Below are 22,485 nucleotides of genomic sequence, written 5' to 3' on the forward strand. Positions count from 1 at the left end.
CCGCAGACCATGCGTGATATATAGATAAACTATTATAAATACAAATTGTTTTATGGAGGAAAGTAAAATGGCAGTAAAAATCAGATTAAGAAGAATGGGACAGAAGAAAGCTCCTTTCTATAGAATCGTTGTTTCTGATTCTAGATCACCAAGAGACGGAAAATTCATCGAAGAAATCGGAACATACGATCCAACTCAGGATCCTAGCGTATTCAAAGTAGATGAAGAAGCAGCTAAAAAATGGTTAAACAACGGTGCTCAGCCTACAGAAGTAGTTGGAAAAATCTTTAAGGCAGCAGGTATTGAAAAATAGGTTGCTTCGCGGAGGTGCGAGTGATGAAAAATTTAGTAGAAGTAATTACGAAAGCACTTGTGGACAATCCTGAAGGCGTCGTGGTTACGGAAAAACAGGAAGGCAAGACTACCGTGATCGAAGTACATGTCGCAGATAATGATATGGGAAAGGTGATCGGTAAGCAAGGCCGAATTGCGAAAGCAATCCGTTCCGTTGTAAAGGCAGCCGCGGCCAAAGAAGACAAAAAAGTCGTGGTTGAAATTATGCAATAGCATAAAAATAAAACGCAGGTAAATTTATTTTTATCTGCGTTTTTTATCATGCCTTAGTATGCAAGTGAAGCTGCCAATGACAGATTCACTGTATCTGGGGATGGAGAAAAAGTCACTTCAAAAGACGAAAACAGACTTTTTCGGTGTAAAGTTTATCTTATGCTAAGAAAGGACAAAGTATGCAACAAAATGATTACCTGCAAGTTGGCGTGATCACATCTACCCACGGAATCAAAGGTGAAGTCAAAGTATTTCCGACAACGGATGATCCAAACCGCTTCCGTGCTCTGAAAGATGTGGTTCTTGATACAGGAAAAGAACAGATTCCCCTTGAAATTGAAGGTGTAAAATTCTTTAAACAGTATGTGATTCTGAAGTTCAAAGGGATCGATAACATAAATGATATTGAAAAATACAGAAAGATGCCGCTTCTTGTATCTCGTGAGAATGCCGTGGAACTGGAAGAGGATGAGTATTACATGGCAGATATCATCGGCATGGATGTCTACACTGAGGACGGTGAAAAATTCGGTGTCCTGGAAGATATTATGGAAACCGGTGCGAATGATGTCTATGTGGTATCGACAGAGGCGCACACAGAGGTGCTTCTTCCGGCAATCCATGACTGTATTCTGGATGTAGATACTGAGAATAGGAAAATGACTGTTCATCTGATGGACGGACTGATTTAAGCGACAGAATAGTAGGAGAACAATATGAGATTTGATATCATGACGCTTTTTCCGGAGATGGTGATGAACGGTCTGGAAACCAGTATTATCGGAAGAGCCGTGAAGAATAAAATTCTTGAGATTGAAGCCTGGAATATCCGGGACTACGCATTTAACAAGCACAGCAGTGTGGATGATTATCCGTATGGCGGCGGCGCAGGGATGCTGATGCAGGCAGAGCCGGTTTACCAGACCTATCTTGCCATTCAGGAAAAAGCAGCCCTCCCGGAAGGAAAGAGACCACGTGTGATTTATCTTTCCCCGCAGGGGAAGCCGTTTAACCAGAAGATGGCAGAAGATTTTGCGAAAGAAGACGAACTGGTGCTTTTGTGCGGACATTACGAAGGAATCGATGAACGTGTGCTGGAGGAGATCGTAACGGATTATGTGTCAGCCGGCGATTATGTACTGACAGGCGGTGAACTTCCGGCAATGATGATCGTGGATGCGGTATCCCGCCTGATTCCGGGTGTTCTGCATAATGATGTATCTGCAGAATTTGAGAGTTTTCAGGACAATCTCCTGGAATATCCGCAGTATTCCAGACCGGAGATCTGGCACGACAGGCAGGTTCCACCAATCCTTTTATCCGGTCATCATGCCAATGTAGAGAAATGGCGCAGAGAGCAGTCCGTGATCCGTACTGCAAAATGGCGTCCGGACCTTCTGGAAGACGCAGAGCTTACCATGAAAGAAAGAGAACTTGCAGAAGAGATTATAGAAAATCGAGAAAAAGACTTGAAAAATGAAGAATAATGTGTTAATATATAGCACGTTGTGATGAAAACAGAGATGGTCCTCTGATACGATAGAAAAGCGTATTAAGAACGTCAAAATATGAAGGAGGTTCACACATGAACGAAATTATTAAGAACATTGAAGCAGCTCAGTTAAAAGAAAATGCTCCGGAATTCCACGTAGGAGATACTGTAAAAGTTTATGGTAAGATCAAAGAAGGAAACCGTGAGAGAATTCAGGTATTCGAAGGTACTGTATTAAAGAGACAGGGCGGCGGAGCAAGAGAAACATTTACAGTAAGAAAGAGCTCTAACGGAATCGGCGTTGAGAAGACATGGCCGCTTCACTCACCAAACGTTGAAAAAGTAGAAGTTGTTCGTAAAGGTAAAGTAAGACGTGCAAAACTGAACTACTTAAGAGATCGTGTAGGTAAGAGAGCAAAAGTTAAAGAATTAGTAAAATAGTAAATGCTTAAAGAGGGACAAATACGACAGGTACTTGTCCCTTTTGCTAATATAGGATATGATAACAGATGAGACATAGAAAAAGAAAAGAACTCAGATTTGACAGAAAGCATAGAAAACATATCAATTTGAAATGGATTCCCGAAGTATTTGGATGGGTATTCCAAATTGTGCTCGTCTGCCTGTGCGCATTTGTGTTTGTGTGGTATTTCGGGCATCAGATCAGTAATATCGGAGAGTCCATGAACCCGGTGATTCGGAATGGGGATGTGGTTTTGGTAAACCGGATCGTATATGATGCCAGTACACCGAAGCGCGGAGACATTATCGTGTTCAAACCAAAGGGGAATGAGAACCTTCATTCCTATATTAAAAGGATTATCGGACTTCCGGGCGAAAGTGTTGAGATCAGGGATGGAGAGATTTATATCAACAACAGAAAGCTGAATGAAAAGTATGAGACTACTGCAATTGCAGATACAGGTATTGCCAGTGAGAAGATCGTTCTCGGTGGAGATGAGTATTTTGTCCTTGGCGACAACCGGGAGAGCAGTGAAGACAGCCGGATGGCTGATATTGGAAATGTAAAGCGTTCCGAGATTGAAGGGAAAGTATGGTTTATCCTTTCCCCGAAAGACCGTTTCGGACTGCTTGGTAAATAGAAGGAGGAAACTGGATGAATTTTCAATGGTATCCGGGGCATATGACAAAGGCCAAAAGGATGATGCAGGAGAATATCAAACTGATCGATCTTGTGATCGAACTGGTTGATGCAAGAGTTCCGATGAGCAGCCGGAATCCGGACATCGATGAACTTGGAAAGAATAAAGCAAGACTGATCCTGCTCAATAAGGCAGATCTTGCAGATGAGAAGCAGACAGAAGAGTGGATCGGCTATTTCCGTGGAAAAGGATATTCGGCAGTTAAGGTTAATTCCCGTAAAGGCGGTGGGATTAAGTCTATTCAGGGAGTGATCCAGGAAGCATGTAAAGAAAAGACAGAGCGTGACCGTAAGAGAGGGATTCTGAACCGTCCGGTCCGTGCGATGGTAGTCGGAATCCCGAATGTCGGAAAGTCTACTTTTATCAATGCACTTGCCGGAAAAGCCTGTGCAAAGACCGGTAACAAACCGGGTGTGACCAAAGGAAAGCAATGGATCCGTCTAAACAAGAACGTAGAGCTTCTCGATACACCGGGAATTCTCTGGCCGAAGTTTGAGGACCAGCAGGTGGGACTGCGCCTTGCATTTATCGGGTCGATCAAGGATGAGATCATGAATCTGGAAGAGCTTGCGGCGGAGCTGATCAGCTTTATGCAGGATGCTTATCCGGGTGTTCTTGCTGAGAAATATACGATCAACGAAAAGCAGAACAGCTACAGTGTATTGGAAGCAATTGCTGAGAGCCGCCATTGTCTGGTGCGTGGAAATGAATTAGATACCGCAAAAGCAGCTGGTATGCTGCTGGATGATTTCCGAAATGGAAGACTTGGAAGGATCACACTTGAATTTGTAAAGGAGTATACAAATGAGTAAGGAAGACAACAAGGAAGAAGCTCCGGAGCAGGAGCAGAGTATATGGAGATCACTGGGAGGAACTCTTCTGTATCTTCTGGTCATTGTTCTGCTGACATGGGTGATCGTCACCTTTGTCGGACAGCGCACAAAAGTAGACGGTCATTCAATGGAGCCGACACTTTCAGACGGAGATAACCTGATCGTGGATAAGCTCAGCTACCGCTTCCGCGATCCGGAGAGATATGATATTATTGTATTCCCTTACCAACATGCAGAGAATACCTATTATATCAAACGTATCATCGGACTGCCCGGTGAGACTGTGCAGGTAATCGATGGATATATGTATATTAATGGCAAAAAGCTGGATGAACATTATGGTGCAGAGGTGATGGAAGATCCGGGAATTGCAGCAGAGCCGATTAAACTGGGAGATGATGAATATTTTGTCCTAGGAGATAACCGGAATCACAGCTCGGACAGTCGTGTGGCAAGTGTGGGTGTACTTACCCGTGATATGCTGATCGGGCGTGCCTGGGTAAGAATTTATCCGTTCAACAAAATCGGAGTGATAAAGCATGAGTAAAGAAAGTATCAAAGAGATCGACAGCCGTTTAAAAATGGCAGAGGATGCCGAAAGGGAGCAGCTGATGAAGGTCTATGCGCCGGATGACAGAGCTGGTGTGCAAAAACTTCTGGAAAAGTACAGAAAGCAGAAGGAAAAGCTGCTTGCCGAAAAAGAGCGCCTTGCGAAAATGCGTCAGTACGAAGAAAAATATGCTGACCATGCGTTTATCTGTGGAATTGACGAGGTGGGAAGGGGACCACTTGCGGGTCCGGTGGTTGCAGGAGCCGTGATCCTGCCCAAAGAGTGCGAGATCCTTTATATAAATGATTCCAAGAAGCTTTCCGCAGCAAAAAGAGATGAGCTTTATGATGAGATCATGGACAAAGCAGTTGCGGTAGGTCTCGGGATGGCTTCCCCTGCAAGGATTGACGAGATCAATATTCTGCAGGCAACTTACGAAGCCATGCGTCAGGCGATTGGCAATTTGAAAGTCGAGCCGGATCTGCTTTTAAATGATGCAGTTACCATTCCGGAGGTTGTGATTCCACAGGTTCCAATCATCAAGGGAGATGCGAAAAGCGTATCCATCGCTGCAGCAAGTATTGTGGCAAAGGTAACAAGAGATCGTCTGATGGAAGAGTATGATAAGGTACTTCCGGGATATGGATTCGCGTCCAACAAAGGTTATGGATCAGCAGAACATATCAAAGCGCTTCAGACGCTTGGACCGACACCGATCCACAGAAGAAGTTTTATCGGACACTTCGTATAAAAATCCGTCAGAACAGGTAGAAGATCAGATCCAAAAGGCGAATGGAGAATGAAAAAAACCGGCGAAGGACCGGTACAAAATATGAAAAAATAGCAGGTGAATTTCTGGAAAAGCAAGGATATCGGATACTGGAGTATAATTTCCGCTGCCGTTATGCGGAGATTGACATTGTTGCAAAAGACGGAGAATATCTGGTCTTTTGTGAGGTGAAATTTCGCAAAACAGGAGGGCTTTCGGCTGCTCTGGAGGCGGTATCTGTGCCCAAACAGATGCGCCTGTCCGGAGCGGCCGTTTATTATCTGATGAAGAACGGCTGCACAGAGATACCATGCCGCTTCGATGTAATAGGAATCGCGGGGAATAAGATTTCTTTGCGGAAAAATGCATTTGAGTACTGCGGAGATTTTGGAATTGTATGAGTTATGATACCGGGGAAAGGCAGATGGCTGCCTGCAGATATCACAATACGGGAGAGTACAGATGAAAATAGGATTAAAATATAAAAACGAGGAGCATATCTTTGACGAATGCATAAGTGCTGGCGTACCATTTCTCAAATATCCGATCCTTGAAAAGGAAGGGCTTGTAGAACATGGAATTTCGACCAGACTTGGAGGAGTGAGTGAAGGTTTCCTGGGAAGCATGAACCTGAGCTATACCAGAGGGGATGATCCCGCGCATGTGGACGAGAATTACAGAAGAATAGCAGCTGCAATCGGCGTGAAGCCGGAGCATATGGTCTGCACGCATCAGACCCATACGACGAACGTACGGATCGTGACAAGAGAAGATGCCGGCAAAGGTGTTACAAGAGAAAAAGATTACACAGATGTAGATGGACTGATCACAAATGTACCGGGGATCTGTCTGGTGACATTTTACGCGGACTGTGTACCGCTTCTGTTTCTGGATCCGGTGAAAAAGGTGGTAGCATCAAGCCATTCCGGCTGGAGAGGCACTGTGAACCGGATGGGACAGGTGACGGTTGAAAAGATGCAGAAAGAATTCGGTTGTGATCCAAAGAATATCCTTGCCTGTGTGGGACCGTCCATCTGTCAGGAATGCTATGAAGTCAGTGAAGATGTGATCGATATGTTCCGCGCAAATTTCAGAGAGTCTGAATATGACCGTCTGTTCTATGCCAAGGAGAATGGAAAGTTCCAGCTGGATCTCTGGAAGGCAAATGAACTGGTTCTCACAGATGCAGGGATCAGACCGGAACATATGGCGGTTACTAATGTGTGTACCTGTTGCAACCCGGAGCTTTTATTTTCCCATCGCGCATCCAAAGGAAAGAGGGGGAATCTTGCAGCATTTATTGCACTGAAGGAGGGATAAAACATGCTTTTGACACAGACAGCCGCAGGAAGTGAGGTAGAGGCGACCGTGCAGGATACGGTGGATACAATCACCGGATTTAACAAATTCATTCAGGAGAAAGGTCCGGACCTGATTGCGTTTGGAATCCGGATTCTGATGGCGCTGCTCATATTCATCATCTGCCATAAGGTGATCAACTGGATCCGCAAGATTACGCGGGCATCCATGGAACGCGCCAATTCGGATACCGGTGCAAGACAGTTTGTGGATTCTCTGTTGAAATACGGACTTCATATTCTGCTGTTTCTGGCAATTATCAATTCGCTCGGTGTAGAATCTGCATCGATTGCAGCAACGGTTGCATCGGCAGGCGTGGCAGTTGGTCTTGCCCTGCAGGGAAGTCTTTCCAACCTTGCCGGTGGGATGCTGATTTTATTTTTGAAGCCTTTTGTTGTCGGAGATTATATTATAGAAGACAGCCATGGCAATGAAGGAACGGTCAAAGAGATCCAGATCTTCTACACTAAGCTTGCCACCATTGACAACAAGACGATCATTGTGCCGAATGGAACACTTGCCAACACAAGCCTTACCAATGTGACGGACAAAGATTACCGTCAGCTGGATCTGAAGGTGGATATTGCATATGAAGCGGATCTGTGCCTTGCCAAGAAACTGTTGCAGGGACTTGTAAAAAATGATCCGTCCGTCATCCAGAGTATGGAACATAATGTCTTTGTAAATGAGCTTGGGAGCAGTTCAGTGGTGCTTGGTGTCCGTGCCTGGGTAAAAAGTGAAGAGTATTGGCCGACAAGATGGCGGATGCTGGAAAATATCAAGTTGACACTGGATGAAAATCATATTGCTATTCCATATCAGCAGATCACTGTCCATCAGGCACATATGGAGTCGGAAAAGTAGAGCTTTGTATCTGAAAAAAGACAGATATAAAAAATGTATCTGGTAAAATACAAGCGGAGAAATTGACAAAATAATCACAAATAAGTATAATATGTTGTCAGGGTTAAAAGACAAAACACCCTATGTTTTGGAATGATGGAGTAGTTTCTGACATCATAAATCAGGAGAACGATAAGATGAGAGTCATAGCAGGGAAAGCCAGAAGAATACCACTTGTGACGGTAAAAGGAATGGAGACACGTCCGACAACCGACAGAACCAAAGAAACCTTATTCAATATGATCGCACACGGACTCTGCGACTGTACATTTCTGGATCTTTTTTCCGGAAGCGGGGCAATCGGGATTGAGGCGATCAGCCGAGGTGTAAAAAAGGCGGTTTTTGTGGAAAACAATCCGAATGCGATCCAGTGCATTATGGAGAATCTGAAAAAGACACAGCTTGCAGACCAGGCGAAAGTAATCCGGGAGGATGTATTTTCGGCACTTCGCAGGCTGGATGGAAGAGAAAAATTCGATTATGTGTTTATGGATCCACCGTACAACCATATGCTGGAAAAAGAGGTGCTTACTTATCTTGCAAAATCAGACTTGCTGGAAAAGGATGCACTGATCATCGTGGAAGCATCTTTGGCGACTGATTTTTCTTATTTGGAGGAACTTGGTTTTTTAATGATCAAACAAAAGAAATACAAGACCAATATGCATGTATTTATATCTGTGGAGGAGTAGACTCATGATAAGAGCGATTTATCCGGGAAGCTTTGACCCGGTAACTTTCGGACATCTGGATATTATTACCCGGAGCAGTAAAATTGTAGACGAACTTATAATCGGAGTATTGATGAATAAAGCAAAAACCCCGTTGTTTTCTGTAGAAGAACGTGTTAAAATGTTAAAGGAAGTGACAAAAGATCTCGGCAACGTGAAAGTAGTGCCTTTCGACGGGCTGCTTGTAGAATTTGCAAGACAGCAAAAGGCACGTCTTGTGATTCGCGGACTGCGTGCGATCACAGATTTTGAATATGAGATCCAGATGTCACAGACGAATCATAAGCTTGAACCGGAAGTAGAAACCATGTTCCTTACAACCAATCTCAAGTATTCTTACCTTAGCTCTACAATCGTAAGAGAAGTCGCAGCTTTCGGAGGGGATATTTCCCAGTTCGTGCCGGAGACTGTCGCCAAAAGTATAAAAGAAAAGATGTCACAGTAGGTCTGTGACAAGAAGGAGAGTGCAAAATTATGAGCAGCCGTATTGAGCAGATTATTGAAGAAATTGAAGAGTACATTGACAGCTGTAAGTTTCAGCCATTATCAACTACAAAGATTATCGTGAATAAAGACCAGATCGATGAACTTCTCCGTGAACTTCGTATGAAGACACCTGATGAGATCAAGCGTTATCAGAAGATCATTGCGAACAAGGATGCGATCCTTGCGGATGCACAACAGAAAGCAGAAAGCATGATTGAAGAAGCACATGCACAGACAAGTGAACTGGTAAGCGAGCATGAGATCATGCAGCAGGCATACGCACAGGCAAACGAGATCGTTATGGCAGCAACAGACCAGGCACAGCAGATTCTGGATAATGCGACTAATGATGCCAACGATATTCGTATCGGGGCAGTGCAGTATACAGATGATCTTCTTGCCAATGCTGAAAGCATCATCGGTCATACACTGAACAGTTACACAAGCAAGTATGACAGTCTGGTAACATCCCTTCAGGAATGTTATGATGTTGTCCGTAACAACCGTGCAGAACTGGAAGTTCCGGATAAGTCCTCACGCGGACTGGAAGCAGAATTCGGCGGAGAAGCCGGACAGACGGACCAGGGACAGAGAGAATAAGTTCTTTATCCGAACAATTTCATATAGCAACAAGCGAACAGGCTGGTTACCATTGCGGTAATCAGCTTTTCTGCTATATAGCGAGGAAAAGACCAGTTCTGGGATCGGATCATGCATTTTGTCTGGAAAAGCGCGCAGACTCCTCCAAAAGAACAGTGCGCCATGATGAGAAGAAACCGCAGTTCAGAAGTAAGGTCCAGCTGACAGAGCATGCGGATTCCACCGGTCAGTTCCACTCCGGGAAGAAGCAACAATTTCCAGAAGAAATTCTGAAAGGAAAGTTCTGCCATAAAAGAAATGAGCACTGAGAAAACGATCATATATCCGCCGATTTTCGTGATGGAATCACATGCTGACAGAATACTTTCGTCAAGAGCCTCGGAAAAAGGAAGAAATTGTCTGGGATCAGCCTGTTCTTCTACGACCGCAAAAGGATTCCGCGGCAGATACCATCTGCGGAACAAAAAGGAGCAGCACAGTGCGGCAAGGATAGGAAAAAGCAGACAGATCTGCGCCATTTCAGGCTGCTTGAGGCTCTGTACTGCCACATACCCGGTCAGAAACGCAGGACTGACATTGTTACAGAAGGAAAGCAGGTATTCTCCTTCAGCAGAAGAAATTTCCCCTTTATCAGTCAGGTCAGAGCAGGATTTTGCCCCTACTGGAAAGCCACAGAGAAATCCACAGACCACCGAAAAAGAAGCCTTTTCAGAAATGCCAAGAAAAGGCTTCAGAATCGGAAAAAGGGCATGGTTGATCAGGGAAATGCTCTCTGTGCGGATCAAAAGACCGGTTATAAGAAGAAAAGGAAAGAGCACCGGAAGCACCTGCCTATACCAGAGCAGCAGTCCGTTTGCGGCACCTGTGGCAACGGTTTCCGGGGAAAAAAGCATCAGAAGGAAAAGTCCGATCAGAAAAAACACAGACAGTTTTTTTGTTTTCATCGTGTATACCTGCCGTATTCTTTTGCAATAGTTTATGAAAAAACGCAGACAGATATACCGGGGCACATGTGCATAGAAGAGATTCAGTGTGAATAGAATAAAAGAAAAATGGAGAAATCTTGAAAAAAAGACTGGAACGCAGATCGCTTCTGCTCCTTTTTTTATTGCTGATTTTTTGCGTGGCAGCAAGTATACAGATCAACGAGAAAGCTAAAAAAAACCGATTGAACCTAAAAACAGGAAGCACAGAAGAATTCAGAAAGCTTGGGATGGAGGAGGCGTTTTTCCAGGTTCTTGCGAAGACAGATCATGAAAAAAGAGGAAGACTTTATGCCATTTATTTTCTGGAAAACAGCCTGTTTCCACAGGATAACGAAAAAGAGCTGTTTGAAAAATGGTCGGAAAAAGAAGAGTGGAAATCTTTTGAAAAGATCTGTACAGCTCTTTGGAATGATATCCGCTATTTTCCTGTTCCGGAATCACCGAAACATCCACAGTATCAGGTATCTTTTGTGGACAGCTGGATGGGAGAGCGCACCTACGGAGGAAAAAGGGGACATGAAGGCTGTGATCTGATGGCATCGAAAGATATCCCCGGTCTCTATCCTGTTGTGAGTATGACAGATGGGGTAGTATCGGCAAGAGGCTGGCTGGAAAAGGGAGGATACAGGATCGGGATTACCGCACCGTCCGGTGCATATTTCTATTATGCACATCTGGACTCTTATGGAAGTTATCAGGAGGGGGACGAGGTGAAGGCAGGGGATATCATTGGATTTATGGGAAATACCGGATATGGTCCGGAGGGGACGAAAGGGATGTTTGCCACGCATCTGCATCTGGGGATTTATCTCTATCCGGACGGCGAAGAAACCAGCTACAATCCCTATTGGATTTTAAGACTTGCCGGGGAGAAAAAACTTTCCTGTTCTTTCTAACTATGCTATACTTAAATGATATGGAGGACGAAAGAATGATAAATTTACCAAATGAATTTGAAGAGAAGATGAAGGCACTCCTCGGAGATGAATTTGAGGATTATATAAAATGTTATGACGAGCCGAGATATTATGGACTTCGTGTGAATACGGAGAAGATTTCTGTGGAGGATTTTGTGAAAATCTGTCCGTTTGAGATCACACCGATCCCGTGGATCGACAACGGTTTTTACTATGACGGAGAGAAGATATCTCCTGCGAAGCATCCGTATTATTTTGCAGGACTTTATTACCTGCAGGAGCCGAGTGCAATGACACCGGCGAACCGTCTTCCGGTAGAACCGGGGGACCGGGTACTGGATGTCTGTGCCGCACCCGGTGGAAAAGCAACCGAGCTTGGAGCGAAGCTTCAGAACGAAGGTGTTCTGGTTGCAAATGATATCAGCAGCTCCAGAGCAAGAGGACTCTTAAAGAATCTGGAAGTTTTCGGAATCGGCAATATGCTGGTCATGAGTGAAGAACCTGGACGACTGGAACGCTATTTCAGCGGTTATTTTGACAAGATCCTGATCGATGCGCCGTGTTCCGGGGAAGGGATGTTCCGTAAGGATAAGAAGATGGTACGCGCCTGGGAAGAACATGGACCGGAATTTTTCTCGAAGCTGCAGAGAAGCATTATCACCCAGGCGGCAAGAATGTTAAAGCCGGGTGGCATGATGCTGTATTCAACCTGTACGTTTGATCCACTGGAGAATGAGGGGACGATCGAATATCTGCTCGGTGAATATCCGGAATTCGAGATTCAGGAAATCGCAGAATATGAAGGATTTGCACCGGGCAGGCCGGAAGTAACCAAGTCAAAGGATCCGGATTTTGCTAAGACTGTCCGTATTTTTCCACATCATATGAAAGGGGAGGGACATTACCTCGCACTGCTGAAAAAGAGTGAGGATGCAATCTGCCCGTCTTCCCCGGTCGCAGAGCAGAAAGCGAAGAAAATCCCGGCAGAGCTGGAGGAATTCTTCCGTGATGTAAAGTGGGATCTGAAGCCGTGGAGACTGGATATCCATGGAGAGCGCGTGTACTATATGCCGGAGAATCTTCCGGAACTGAAAGGCGCAAGATTTTTAAGAAGCGGACTTCTCCTTGGTGAACTGAAGAAAAAGCGTTTTGAACCGAGCCAGGCACTGGCGATGAACCTGAAAATGGAAGAGTACGCGCATACTTTGAACCTGTCTTCTGATGATGACCGACTGATGCGTTATCTGAAAGGCGAGACAATCGATGTGGAGGATCTGATTCCGGCTAAGGCAAAAGGCTGGCATCTGATCTGTACAGACGGTTTCCCGCTTGGATGGGGAAAAGTCACGAACGGAACTTTGAAGAACAAATATCTGCCTGGATGGAGGAATCAGTCTGCATGATGCGCATAGACAAATATCTTGCCGAGATGGGGCAGGGAACCAGAAGTGAAATCAAAAAGCTGATCCGCAGCGGACGTGTTATGGTTGATGGAGAGACGGTGAAAAAACCGGAACTTAAAATCGATGAGACTACACAGAAAGTAAGTCTTGAAGGAAAACAGATTGGATACGCTAAAAAAGAGTATTATATGCTCTATAAACCGGCAGGTGTTATTTCCGCAACAAAAGATGACCGGGACAAGACAGTTCTGGATCTGATCACAGATAAAAAAAGAAATGATCTGTTCCCGGTAGGACGTCTGGATAAGGACACGGAAGGACTTCTTCTGATCACCAATGACGGAGAACTGGCACACCGCCTGCTTTCCCCAAAAAAGCATGTGGATAAGGTGTATTATGCGAAAGTACAGGGAAAGGTAGATGAATCTGATGTGAAAGCATTTGCAGATGGAGTGGATATCGGAGACGATACGCCGGCTAAAAGCGCAGATCTTCGAATCCTGAAAAGTGGGGAGGAGTCGGAAATCGAGCTTACGATCACTGAAGGACGTTTCCATCAGGTGAAGCGGATGTTTCATGCAGTCGGCAAAGAGGTAATCTATCTGAAGCGGCTTTCTATGGGAAGCCTTGCTCTGGATAAGACACTTACAAAGGGAGAATACCGGTCACTGACCGAAGAGGAGATAAAAAAATTATGTTAGAGCATACTAAAGCTGTCATTTTTGATCTGGATGGGACTCTGGTAGATTCCATGTGGGTGTGGACAGCGATAGATGAAGATTATATCAGAAAATATCATCTGAATCCGCCGGAAGATTTTCATGAGGCAATGGAAGGGATGAGCTATACCGAGACAGCGCAGTACTTTTTGAAAATTTTTCCGGAGCTTCCGCATACTGTGGAGGAGATCAAAAAAGAATGGTATGATATGTCTGTGGATAAATATACAAAAGAGGTCACACTAAAGCCAGGGGTAAAGGAATTTCTGGAGATGCTGAAAGAGAAAGGGATCCGGACAGGAATCGCAACCAGCAATGACCGGAAACTGGTGGAAGAATTTTTAAAGGCAAGGCAGATCACCCATCTTTTCGATACGATCTGTACAAGCTGCGAAGTGAATAAAGGGAAACCGGCACCGGATGTTTATCTGAAGGCGGCTGGGCAGCTGGGTGCAGATCCTTCTGCCTGTCTGGTATTTGAAGATGTTCCGATGGGAATCCTTGCCGGGAAAAATGCAGGAATGCGTGTATGCGCGGTGGACGACTGGTTTTCACGCCCACAGGATGCGAAAAAGCGGGAACTTGCCGACTATTTTATTCACAGCTATGAAGACATTACCAATCAGACATACGAGGTATTATAATGAATCATGGATTTTTACCGATCAGCAGGAAAGAGATGGAAGAACGGGGGTGGAATCAGGTAGACTTTGTCTATGTAAGCGGAGATGCCTATGTAGACCACCCGTCTTTTGGACATGCGATCATCACCCGCCTTTTAGAGGCACATGGCTTCCGCGTGGGGATCATTGCACAGCCTGACTGGAAGGATAAAGAAAGTATTACAGAATTTGGAGAGCCGCGGCTTGGATTTATGGTGTCGGCGGGAAATATGGATTCCATGGTCAACCATTATTCTGTATCAAAGAAAAGACGGCAGCAGGATTCTTATACACCGGGCGGAGTGATGGGAAAGAGACCGGATTATGCAGCAGTTGTGTACGGCAATCTGATCCGTCAGACATATAAGAAGACACCAATCATTCTGGGTGGTATCGAGGCGAGTCTTAGAAGACTTGCACATTATGATTACTGGTCCAACCAGCTTAAGCGTTCCATTCTTCTGGATTCGGGTGCAGACCTGGTTTCTTATGGAATGGGTGAACGCTCGATCATTGAGATTGCAGAGGCACTGGATGCCGGACTGGATATCAAGGACATTACCTATATCGATGGAACAGTCTGCAAGGTCAAGAATTTGGACAGTGTGTATGATGCAGAGATTCTGGAACCGTATGAAGAGATGAAAAAAGATAAGCTCCTGTACGCCAAAAGCTTTTACAGACAGTACTGCAACACAGATCCATTTTCCGGAAAGCGGCTGGTTGAGCCCTATTCGGATCATCTGTATGTGGTACAGAACCCTCCGGCAAAACCGCTGACCCAGCAGGAGATGGATGATGTCTACGCACTTCCTTACATGCGGACCTACCATCCATCTTATGAGACGGCAGGTGGAGTTCCGGCAATCCGGGAGATCAAATTCAGTCTGATCAGCAACAGGGGATGTTTTGGAGGCTGCAGTTTTTGTGCACTGACATTCCATCAGGGAAGGATCATTCAGACACGAAGTAAGGAATCACTGATCGCTGAAGCAAAGACATTTCCGGAAGATCCGGAATTCAAAGGATATATTCATGATGTAGGCGGACCGACCGCGAACTTCCGTGCACCGGCATGTAAGAAACAGTTAAAATATGGGGCATGTACGAACAAACAGTGTCTTTTTCCAAAGCCGTGTAAAAATCTGATCGCAGATCATAAAGAATACTTAAGCATTCTCAGGGATCTCAGAAAGATACCTGGAGTCAAAAAAGTATTTATCCGTTCCGGTATCCGGTTTGACTATCTGCTGGCGGATCCGGATGACACGTTTTTCAAAGAACTGTGTCAGTATCATGTCAGCGGTCAGCTGAAAGTTGCACCGGAGCATGTAGCAGACCCGGTTCTTCAGATGATGGGCAAGCCGGAAAATGCGGTTTATGAACGTTTTACCCACAAATACGAAGAGATCAATAAAAGGCTAGGACTTAAACAGTATCTGGTTCCGTATCTGATGTCGTCCCATCCAGGTTCTACTATGAAAGAAGCGGTAAAGCTTGCCGAATACCTGCGGGATCTCGGTTATATGCCGGAGCAGGTACAGGATTTCTACCCGACACCGTCTACGATTTCCACTTGTATGTATTATACCGGTGTAGATCCGCGGACGATGAAGCCGGTGTATGTGCCGAAGAATCCGCATGAAAAAGCGATGCAGAGAGCACTGATCCAGTACCGGAACCCGAAGAATTATGATCTGGTCATGGAGGCACTGCGAATTGCGGATCGTATGGATCTGGTAGGATTCGATGAAAAATGTCTGATCCGTCCGAGAAAGCTTCATTCGGAAAAAATGCAGGAGAAGAATGGATACAGCGGAAGAAACCATGGCGGAACTCATGGCGGTACGGACCGAAAGAGCAAAAACCCGAATGGAAATAACAAAAATCCAGGAAAGACAAACGGAAATTATAAAAATTCAAATGCAGGGCATAAGAATACAAAGCCTGCATCTACAGGAAACGGCAGAGGTGAGTCCTCGTCAAGACCGCAGAAAAAGAAATCCATCCGTAATGTACACAAACGGAAGTAGTCACAGGAGAAAGGAGAACCGCTTATGAAGATTGCGATTGTTACCGGGGCATCCTCCGGCATGGGAAAAGAATTTGTCAGACAGATTGAACGTTTTTACAAGGAACTGGACGAAATCTGGGTGATTGCCCGCAGTGAAAAGAAGCTGGAAGAGATCAAGAAAAGCCACAAGACCTATATCCGGATCTTTGCAGGGGACATGGAAGAGGATCTGGTATACAAGCAGGTGAAAAATCGGCTGGAGAATCAGAATCCTGATATCCGTATGCTGGTCAATGCAGCAGGATTCGGAAAGACCGGGACAGTAGAGGAGATTGCAAAGGAAGACAAGAAACTTCAGCTCCGCATGATCGACCTGAATTGCCGGGGACTGACCGAGATGACCTGTACCTGTTTGCCCTGGATGCATAAAGGAACCAGGATCATCAACCTGGCAAGCGCAGCAGCTTTTTGCCCGCAGGCAAAATTCGCAGTTTATGCAGCGACGAAGTCGTATGTACTGAGCTTTTCAAGGAGCCTTGCAGCTGAACTTAAGGAAAAAGGAATCTTCGTCACAGCGGTCTGCCCGGGACCTGTGGACACCCCGTTTTTTGAAGTGTCAGGGAAGTTGCCCGGTGGCATGAAAGAGGCTGTGATGGCAGATCCGGTACAGGTTGTAAAGCAGGCGCTCATTGATGCCAAATATAAAAAAGAGGTTTCTGTATATGGCATGGCAATGAAAGGGGCAGAAGCTGCTACCAAAGTACTTCCGCACGGAATGATCTTAAAAGCCATGTCAGTGATGGAGAAAATAACGAAGGAGTAAGCGAAAGACAAGATGAAGATACAAAAAGGAGATGCAGGTTATCTGCGCAGAAGAAAACGATTATTGATACTGGAAGCTGTTGTCTCTTTTGGACTGGTTGCCGCACTGGTGATCGCCGGTTATGTGACAACAAAGACAAAGCTCAATCTGCTCACTGTAGTAGCGGTACTCGGATGTCTTCCGGCAAGCCGGATCCTGGTCAATCTGATCATGGTCATGCCGCACGATTCCATCGATGAGGCAACTGAGCTTGAAATCTCGGCTGTTACCGAAGAACTTACCGTTGCATACGATCTTGTGATCACCAGTGAGAAAAAGGCAATGCCGGTAGCAGCTGTTGCAATTTATAACAATACGATCTGTGGCTATGTGCCGGTGAAAAAAGTGGATGTGGACTATGCCGCAAAGCATATCAAATCCATTATGAAGCAAAACCAGTTCGACAAGGTGGTGGTCAAGCTTTTCCATGATTACAAAGCATTTCTGACCCGCGCCGAGGGAATGAACAACATTGCTTCTGTAGAACAGCAGGATACAAGAAAACACGAAGAGATGATCAAAGGACTCCTTCTGGACATTTCACTGTAAAAGGCAGGAGGAATTAAAAGCATGCAGAAAATAACCGTTTCGGCAAATGAAGCAGGACAGCGTCTGGACAAGCTTCTTGGAAAATATTTAAGTAATGCGCCGATGAGCTTTGTTTACAAGATGCTGCGGAAAAAGAACATCAAGTTAAACGGGAAAAAAGCGCAGGGAAATGAAAAACTGACAAAAGGAGACCAGGTTGAAGTATTTCTCTCAGATGATACCTGGCAGAAATTCGCAGGGGCACCGGGAGCAGAAAAGCAGCTTCCGGCAGATCTTGCACGGGCAATGGAAAGCAGCATCCGGCTGTCGGTAATCTATGAGGATCCGGATATTCTGATCCTGAACAAACCATCAGGCATGCTTTCCCAGAAAGCAGCACCGTCTGACCTTTCCCTGAATGAATATATGATCGCGTATCTGCTGAAAAAAGGCGATCTGAAACTAGCTGAGCTTGCTACTTTCCGCCCATCTGTCTGTAACCGCCTGGACCGGAATACCAGTGGTCTTGTAACCGCAGGGAAAAGCCTTGCGGGATTACAGCAGCTCAGCGAGATTTTAAGAGACAGGACCGTGAAAAAATATTATCTCACGATCGTGGATGGGGTGATAAAAGACCGTCAGAAGATCGAAGGATATCTTCTGAAAAATGAGATGACCAATCAGGTGAAAATTCTGAAAGAAGCAAAAGGCGAGGCAAAGCCGATAGCCACAGAGTATATTCCGCTTGCGGATAATGGTCAGCAGACGATTCTGAAGGTGCATCTGATCACGGGACGGACCCATCAGATCCGTGCACATCTGTCTTCGACCGGTCATCCGATCATCGGGGATAGCAAGTATGGTAATCCAAAGGTCAATTCTATTTTCAGGAAAAAATATGCGTTAAAATATCAACTTTTACATGCATGGAAAATGCAGTTCCCGAAAAGAGAGGATGCGCTTGCAAAGGTATCGGAAAAGGAGGTTACCGCGCCTCTTCCGGAAGGATTTACAACCATCATAAAAGGAGAAGGATTAGAATGGGAACCTGGAATTCAAGAGGGCTAAGAGGTTCAACCCTGGAGGATTTTATTAACCGGACGAATGAACGCTATCAGCAGCAGGGACTGGCGCTCATTCAGAAAATCCCGACGCCGATCACTCCGGTACGAATGGACAAAGATCACCGCCAGATCACGCTGGCCTATTTTGACCAGCGCAGTACGGTCGATTATATTGGAGCAGTACAGGGAATTCCCGTATGTTTTGACGCAAAAGAGTGCAGTATGGATACCTTTCCACTACACAATATCCATGAACACCAGATGAACTTTATGCGGGATTTTGAAAAACAGGATGGAATTTCCTTTTTTCTTATCTATTACAGTACAAAAAACCTGCTTTATTACATGCGTTTTGAAGAAATAGAAGTGTTTTGGGAGCGGATGAAGCAGGGCGGACGGAAAAGCGTACGCTTTGAAGAACTGGATGAGGAATATTTTATGCAGCTAAGGCAGGGCGTATTCGTTCCGTATCTGGAGATGCTCCAGAAGGATCTGGATCACCGGGAAGAAAGATAAGAAGCATGGAAAAGAGATTAGCAGGATAGAACTTCTGAGTATGCAGGCTTGACAAGCCGCGTCAAAGTTCGTATAATACAACAAGGCCACGTTTTAATATGGTAACATGCTAAAGTGACAAATAAACAAAAAAGAGGAGTTACAATCTATGGAGCAGTTATTACATACACCCGAAGGGGTCCGAGACATTTATCACGAAGAATGCGCCAAAAAGCTGGCACTTCAGAACCGACTTCATAAGACTCTGCATTTGTACGGATATCATGATATCCAGACTCCTATGTATGAATATTTTGATGTATTCAGAAAAGAGATCGGAACCATTCCTTCAAGGGAATTATATAAATTTTTTGACAGAGACGGCAACACACTGGTGTTAAGACCAGATATCACTCCGCAGATCGCACGTGCGACGGCAACTTTATTTAAGGATGATGAATTCCCGGCAAGGCTTTGCTATGTGGGGAATACATTTATCAATCATTCCAGTTATCAGGGACGATTAAAGGAAAGTACCCAGATGGGCGCGGAGATGATCGGACTGGATGCGGCGGACGCTGATGCGGAGATGCTGGCACTTGTCATTGACTGTCTGAAGAATGCCGGACTGGAAGAATTTCAGATCAGTATAGGAAATGTAGACTTTTTCCAGAGTCTGATCGAGGAATCCGAGATTGATGATGAGACAGAAGAACGTTTGCGTGAGCTGATTAACAACCGGAACTTTTTCGGTGTAGACGAACTTTTAGAAGAGGCTGATGCAAAACCGGTGTCAAGAAAAGCATTTTCTGCACTTTCAGAGATGGTCGGTGGTGTGGAGATCCTGGAGGAGGCGAAAAAGGTAGCACCAAGCAAAAAAGCGATGAAAGCAATCCGGCGGCTCGAAAAAATCTACGCGATCTTATCTGTCTACAAAATGGAACAGTACATTACGTTTGATCTGAGCATGAGCGGAATTTACGGATATTATACCGGTATTATCTTCCGGGGATACACTTTTGGGACCGGGGATGCCATTGTAAAAGGCGGACGTTATGACCACCTGGTTGAAAAGTTTGGAAAAGAAGAGCCGGCGATCGGTTTTGCGATCGTAGTAGATGAACTGATGAGCGCACTTTCCCGCCAGAAGATCCAGATCTCAAGTGGCGAGAAGAGTTCCCTGATCTTATATGATAAAGAACGGTTGAAGGATGCAATCCAGCTTGCCATGGAATTCAGAGGGAAGGACAAGAATACCCAGATCCTTCAGAAAGCATCGGATAAGTCGCTGGAATTCTATGTGGATTATGGAAAACGCAATCTTGCAGGAAGCATGCTGTATCTTCGCAGCAAAGGAGATGTGCAGCTGGTGAACCTGATGACCGGCGAAGAGAAAATTGTAGGGTAGGGGTGAGACGATGAAAGACACAAGATATTTGACATTTGCGCTCTGTAAGGGGCGGCTCGCAAAACAGACACTGGAGCTTCTGGAAGAACTGGGGATCACCTGTGAGGAAATGAAAGATAAAAATTCCAGAAAGCTGATTTTTGTGAATGAAGAATTAAAACTCAAATTTTTCTTATCGAAGGGACCGGATGTACCGACCTATGTAGAATATGGTGCGGCGGACATCGGCGTGGTCGGAAAAGACACGATTCTGGAAGCGGGAAAGAAGGTACATGAGGTACTGGATCTTGGTTTTGGTAAATGCAGGATGTGCGTATGCGGACCGGCAGATGCGAAAAAATATCTGGAGAATCACGAACTGATCCGCGTGGCAACAAAATATCCGAATATTGCAAAGGATTATTTTTATAATACCAGACACCAGACGGTAGAGATTATCAAATTGAACGGTTCGATTGAACTTGCACCGATCGTTGGCCTTTCAGAGGTGATCGTGGATATCGTGGAAACCGGATCCACCCTGAAGGAGAACGGACTTGTAGTTCTCGATGAGGTTTGCCCATTATCAGCGCGTATGATCGTAAACCCGGTCAGCATGCGTCTGGAAAATGACAGGATCAAGGAACTTCTTTATAAACTCAGAAGTATATTAAAAAGGGAGGCTTAATGCACATGAGAATACAAAAGCTGAACAGCGATACAAAGAAAAATCTGCTGGAAGATCTGCTGAAAAGAAGTCCGAACAATTATGGACAGTATGAGGCAAGCGTAAAAGAAATTTTAGATAAAGTAAAAGAAGAAAAAGATGCGGCAGTTTTTGCATACACTGCCAAATTTGATGGGGCAGAGCTTACTGCAGATACGATTGAAGTCACAGATGCAGAAATTGAAGAAGCATATGCGCAGGTTGATGATACACTTCTTACAGTCATCCGCAAAGCAAAAGACAATATCGAAAGTTATCATGCAAAACAGCGTCAGAACAGCTGGTTTGACAGTAAACCGGACGGAACCATTCTTGGGCAGAAGATCTCTCCGCTTCACAGAGTCGGCGTGTATGTGCCGGGAGGAAAGGCAGTTTATCCGTCTTCGGTACTGATGAATGTGATGCCGGCAAAGGTTGCCGGTGTGGATGAGATCATCATGGTAACGCCTCCTGGAAAAAATGGAAAAGTAAGTCCGAATACACTGGTTGCAGCCAAAGAAGCCGGTGTGGATAAGATCTACAAGGTCGGCGGTGCACAGGCAATTGCAGCCCTTGCTTACGGAACAGAGAGTATCCCGAAGGTTGACAAGATCGTAGGACCTGGAAATATCTATGTAGCACTTGCAAAGAAAGCAGTTTACGGTCATGTCAGCATTGATTCCATTGCAGGACCAAGTGAAATCCTAGTTGTGGCAGATGAGACAGCTAATCCGAGATATGTTGCGGCAGACCTGCTTTCCCAGGCAGAGCATGATGAGCTCGCTTCCGCAATTCTTGTTACGACAAGTGAAAAGTTGGCACATGAGGTATCCGATCAGGTAGATGGTTTCTTAAAAGAACTTTCAAGAGCAGAGATCATTTCCAAATCTCTGGATAATTACGGATATATTCTGCTTGCGGATACGATGGAAGATGTGATCGACGTGGCAAATGAGATCGCATCCGAGCATTTGGAAATCCAGACAAAAAATCCATTTGAAGTGATGACCAAGATCCGCAATGCAGGAGCTATCTTTATCGGAGAATATGCAAGCGAGCCACTGGGCGATTATTTCGCCGGACCAAACCATATCCTTCCGACCAACGGAACCGCTAAATTCTTTTCCCCGCTTTCTGTAGACGATTTCATTAAGAAATCCAGTATCATCTCTTATTCAAGAGAAGCACTGCAGAAGGTACATAAGGATATCGAAAGCTTTGCAAAAGCGGAACAGCTGACTGCGCATGCCAATTCGATCCATGTACGTTTTGAAGAGGAGGACTAAAAG

At 45.1% G+C, this 22,485-nt stretch carries 28 protein-coding genes; 27 read left to right on the plus strand and 1 reads right to left on the minus strand.

The features are described 5' to 3' along the window. Positions 1-67 precede the first annotated feature (67 nt). The 15 genes from rpsP (at position 68) to NQ556_RS07765 (ending at position 9,453) form a co-directional block, all read left to right on the plus strand. On the plus strand, positions 68-313 hold the full coding sequence (gene rpsP / locus NQ556_RS07695; RefSeq protein ID WP_022220623.1) for a 30S ribosomal protein S16: 246 nt from the start codon (positions 68-70) through the stop codon (positions 311-313). A gap of 23 nt (positions 314-336) precedes the next feature. Next, positions 337-567: a KH domain-containing protein gene (locus tag NQ556_RS07700; protein WP_008370600.1), complete on the plus strand. Its 231-nt coding sequence runs from the start codon at positions 337-339 to the stop codon at positions 565-567. A 179-nt stretch (positions 568-746) separates the two neighbouring features. Next, positions 747-1,259 carry a ribosome maturation factor RimM gene (gene rimM, locus NQ556_RS07705; protein ID WP_008370599.1) on the plus strand — a complete coding sequence of 171 codons (513 nt, stop codon included), beginning with the start codon at positions 747-749 and terminating at the stop codon, positions 1,257-1,259. 24 nt (positions 1,260-1,283) lie between these two features. After that, positions 1,284-2,054, plus strand: a complete 771-nt coding sequence (gene trmD, locus NQ556_RS07710) for a tRNA (guanosine(37)-N1)-methyltransferase TrmD (RefSeq protein ID WP_055157163.1) — start codon at positions 1,284-1,286, stop codon at positions 2,052-2,054. 98 nt (positions 2,055-2,152) lie between these two features. Further along, on the plus strand, positions 2,153-2,500 hold the full coding sequence (rplS, locus tag NQ556_RS07715) for a 50S ribosomal protein L19 (RefSeq protein WP_008370594.1): 348 nt from the start codon (positions 2,153-2,155) through the stop codon (positions 2,498-2,500). Positions 2,501-2,568: 68 nt separating this feature from the next. Then, on the plus strand, positions 2,569-3,162 hold the full coding sequence (gene lepB, locus NQ556_RS07720; protein ID WP_008370592.1) for a signal peptidase I: 594 nt from the start codon (positions 2,569-2,571) through the stop codon (positions 3,160-3,162). Positions 3,163-3,176: 14 nt separating this feature from the next. Next, positions 3,177-4,034 (plus strand): ribosome biogenesis GTPase YlqF, encoded by an 858-nt coding sequence (ylqF, locus tag NQ556_RS07725; protein WP_008370590.1) that lies wholly within the window; start codon positions 3,177-3,179, stop codon positions 4,032-4,034. Continuing rightward, positions 4,027-4,602, plus strand: coding sequence for a signal peptidase I (lepB, locus tag NQ556_RS07730; protein ID WP_008370589.1), 576 nt, complete (start codon positions 4,027-4,029; stop codon positions 4,600-4,602). Before ylqF ends, lepB (NQ556_RS07730) begins: the two co-directional genes overlap by 8 nt. After that, positions 4,595-5,356: a ribonuclease HII gene (locus NQ556_RS07735; RefSeq protein WP_008370588.1), complete on the plus strand. Its 762-nt coding sequence runs from the start codon at positions 4,595-4,597 to the stop codon at positions 5,354-5,356. Before lepB (NQ556_RS07730) ends, NQ556_RS07735 begins: the two co-directional genes overlap by 8 nt. 41 nt (positions 5,357-5,397) lie before the next feature. Further along, a complete protein-coding gene (locus tag NQ556_RS07740; protein WP_022220621.1) occupies positions 5,398-5,775 on the plus strand; it encodes a YraN family protein in 378 nt (125 codons plus the stop codon). A 61-nt stretch (positions 5,776-5,836) separates the two neighbouring features. Next, positions 5,837-6,694 carry a peptidoglycan editing factor PgeF gene (gene pgeF / locus NQ556_RS07745; protein WP_008370586.1) on the plus strand — a complete coding sequence of 286 codons (858 nt, stop codon included), beginning with the start codon at positions 5,837-5,839 and terminating at the stop codon, positions 6,692-6,694. A gap of 3 nt (positions 6,695-6,697) precedes the next feature. Then, positions 6,698-7,597, plus strand: a complete 900-nt coding sequence (locus NQ556_RS07750) for a mechanosensitive ion channel family protein (protein ID WP_022220620.1) — start codon at positions 6,698-6,700, stop codon at positions 7,595-7,597. 122 nt (positions 7,598-7,719) lie between these two features. After that, a complete protein-coding gene (rsmD, locus tag NQ556_RS07755) occupies positions 7,720-8,328 on the plus strand; it encodes a 16S rRNA (guanine(966)-N(2))-methyltransferase RsmD (RefSeq protein WP_008370582.1) in 609 nt (202 codons plus the stop codon). A gap of 4 nt (positions 8,329-8,332) precedes the next feature. Next, entirely contained in the window at positions 8,333-8,812 is a 480-nt protein-coding gene (gene coaD, locus NQ556_RS07760) for a pantetheine-phosphate adenylyltransferase (RefSeq protein ID WP_008370580.1), read from the plus strand. Between the two features lie 29 nt (positions 8,813-8,841). Beyond that, positions 8,842-9,453 carry an ATP synthase subunit B family protein gene (locus NQ556_RS07765; RefSeq protein WP_008370579.1) on the plus strand — a complete coding sequence of 204 codons (612 nt, stop codon included), beginning with the start codon at positions 8,842-8,844 and terminating at the stop codon, positions 9,451-9,453. Between the two features lie 5 nt (positions 9,454-9,458). On the opposite strand, the gene NQ556_RS07770 is transcribed toward NQ556_RS07765, so the two are convergent. Next, a complete protein-coding gene (locus tag NQ556_RS07770; RefSeq protein ID WP_022220618.1) occupies positions 9,459-10,397 on the minus strand; it encodes a sporulation integral membrane protein YlbJ in 939 nt (312 codons plus the stop codon). A gap of 119 nt (positions 10,398-10,516) precedes the next feature. Between NQ556_RS07770 and NQ556_RS07775 the strand changes: the two genes are divergently transcribed. The 12 genes from NQ556_RS07775 to hisD all read left to right on the plus strand — a co-directional run bounded on the left by NQ556_RS07775 (position 10,517) and on the right by hisD (position 22,482). Next, complete coding sequence (locus tag NQ556_RS07775; protein WP_022220617.1) at positions 10,517-11,335, plus strand: M23 family metallopeptidase; 819 nt, start codon at positions 10,517-10,519, stop codon at positions 11,333-11,335. Between the two features lie 38 nt (positions 11,336-11,373). After that, the gene (locus NQ556_RS07780) at positions 11,374-12,759 is read left to right on the plus strand and encodes an RsmF rRNA methyltransferase first C-terminal domain-containing protein (RefSeq protein WP_044998785.1); all 1,386 of its coding nucleotides are present in this window, start codon (positions 11,374-11,376) and stop codon (positions 12,757-12,759) included. Further along, positions 12,756-13,460, plus strand: a complete 705-nt coding sequence (locus NQ556_RS07785; protein ID WP_008370571.1) for a pseudouridine synthase — start codon at positions 12,756-12,758, stop codon at positions 13,458-13,460. The genes NQ556_RS07780 and NQ556_RS07785 overlap by 4 nt, the downstream gene beginning before the upstream one ends. Then, the gene (locus tag NQ556_RS07790; protein WP_008370570.1) at positions 13,454-14,122 is read left to right on the plus strand and encodes an HAD family hydrolase; all 669 of its coding nucleotides are present in this window, start codon (positions 13,454-13,456) and stop codon (positions 14,120-14,122) included. The genes NQ556_RS07785 and NQ556_RS07790 overlap by 7 nt, the downstream gene beginning before the upstream one ends. Further along, a complete protein-coding gene (locus NQ556_RS07795; RefSeq protein ID WP_008370569.1) occupies positions 14,122-16,173 on the plus strand; it encodes a YgiQ family radical SAM protein in 2,052 nt (683 codons plus the stop codon). Before NQ556_RS07790 ends, NQ556_RS07795 begins: the two co-directional genes overlap by 1 nt. Before the next feature lie 24 nt (positions 16,174-16,197). Beyond that, positions 16,198-16,977, plus strand: a complete 780-nt coding sequence (locus tag NQ556_RS07800; protein WP_008370568.1) for an SDR family NAD(P)-dependent oxidoreductase — start codon at positions 16,198-16,200, stop codon at positions 16,975-16,977. Positions 16,978-16,989: 12 nt separating this feature from the next. After that, positions 16,990-17,565 carry a hypothetical protein gene (locus NQ556_RS07805; RefSeq protein ID WP_008370567.1) on the plus strand — a complete coding sequence of 192 codons (576 nt, stop codon included), beginning with the start codon at positions 16,990-16,992 and terminating at the stop codon, positions 17,563-17,565. A 21-nt stretch (positions 17,566-17,586) separates the two neighbouring features. Then, a complete protein-coding gene (locus tag NQ556_RS07810) occupies positions 17,587-18,612 on the plus strand; it encodes an RluA family pseudouridine synthase (protein ID WP_008370566.1) in 1,026 nt (341 codons plus the stop codon). Then, positions 18,585-19,124 carry a Holliday junction resolvase RecU gene (locus NQ556_RS07815; protein WP_008370565.1) on the plus strand — a complete coding sequence of 180 codons (540 nt, stop codon included), beginning with the start codon at positions 18,585-18,587 and terminating at the stop codon, positions 19,122-19,124. The genes NQ556_RS07810 and NQ556_RS07815 overlap by 28 nt, the downstream gene beginning before the upstream one ends. Before the next feature lie 148 nt (positions 19,125-19,272). Then, the gene (gene hisZ / locus NQ556_RS07820) at positions 19,273-20,511 is read left to right on the plus strand and encodes an ATP phosphoribosyltransferase regulatory subunit (protein WP_204575943.1); all 1,239 of its coding nucleotides are present in this window, start codon (positions 19,273-19,275) and stop codon (positions 20,509-20,511) included. A gap of 10 nt (positions 20,512-20,521) precedes the next feature. Beyond that, complete coding sequence (gene hisG / locus NQ556_RS07825; protein WP_008370560.1) at positions 20,522-21,178, plus strand: ATP phosphoribosyltransferase; 657 nt, start codon at positions 20,522-20,524, stop codon at positions 21,176-21,178. Between the two features lie 5 nt (positions 21,179-21,183). Next, positions 21,184-22,482: a histidinol dehydrogenase gene (gene hisD, locus NQ556_RS07830; protein ID WP_044998650.1), complete on the plus strand. Its 1,299-nt coding sequence runs from the start codon at positions 21,184-21,186 to the stop codon at positions 22,480-22,482. The last annotated feature ends 3 nt before the right edge of the window (positions 22,483-22,485 follow it).

This window comes from Coprococcus comes ATCC 27758, from assembly GCF_025149785.1.
GTDB classification, from domain to species: Bacteria; Bacillota; Clostridia; order Lachnospirales; family Lachnospiraceae; genus Allocoprococcus; species Allocoprococcus comes.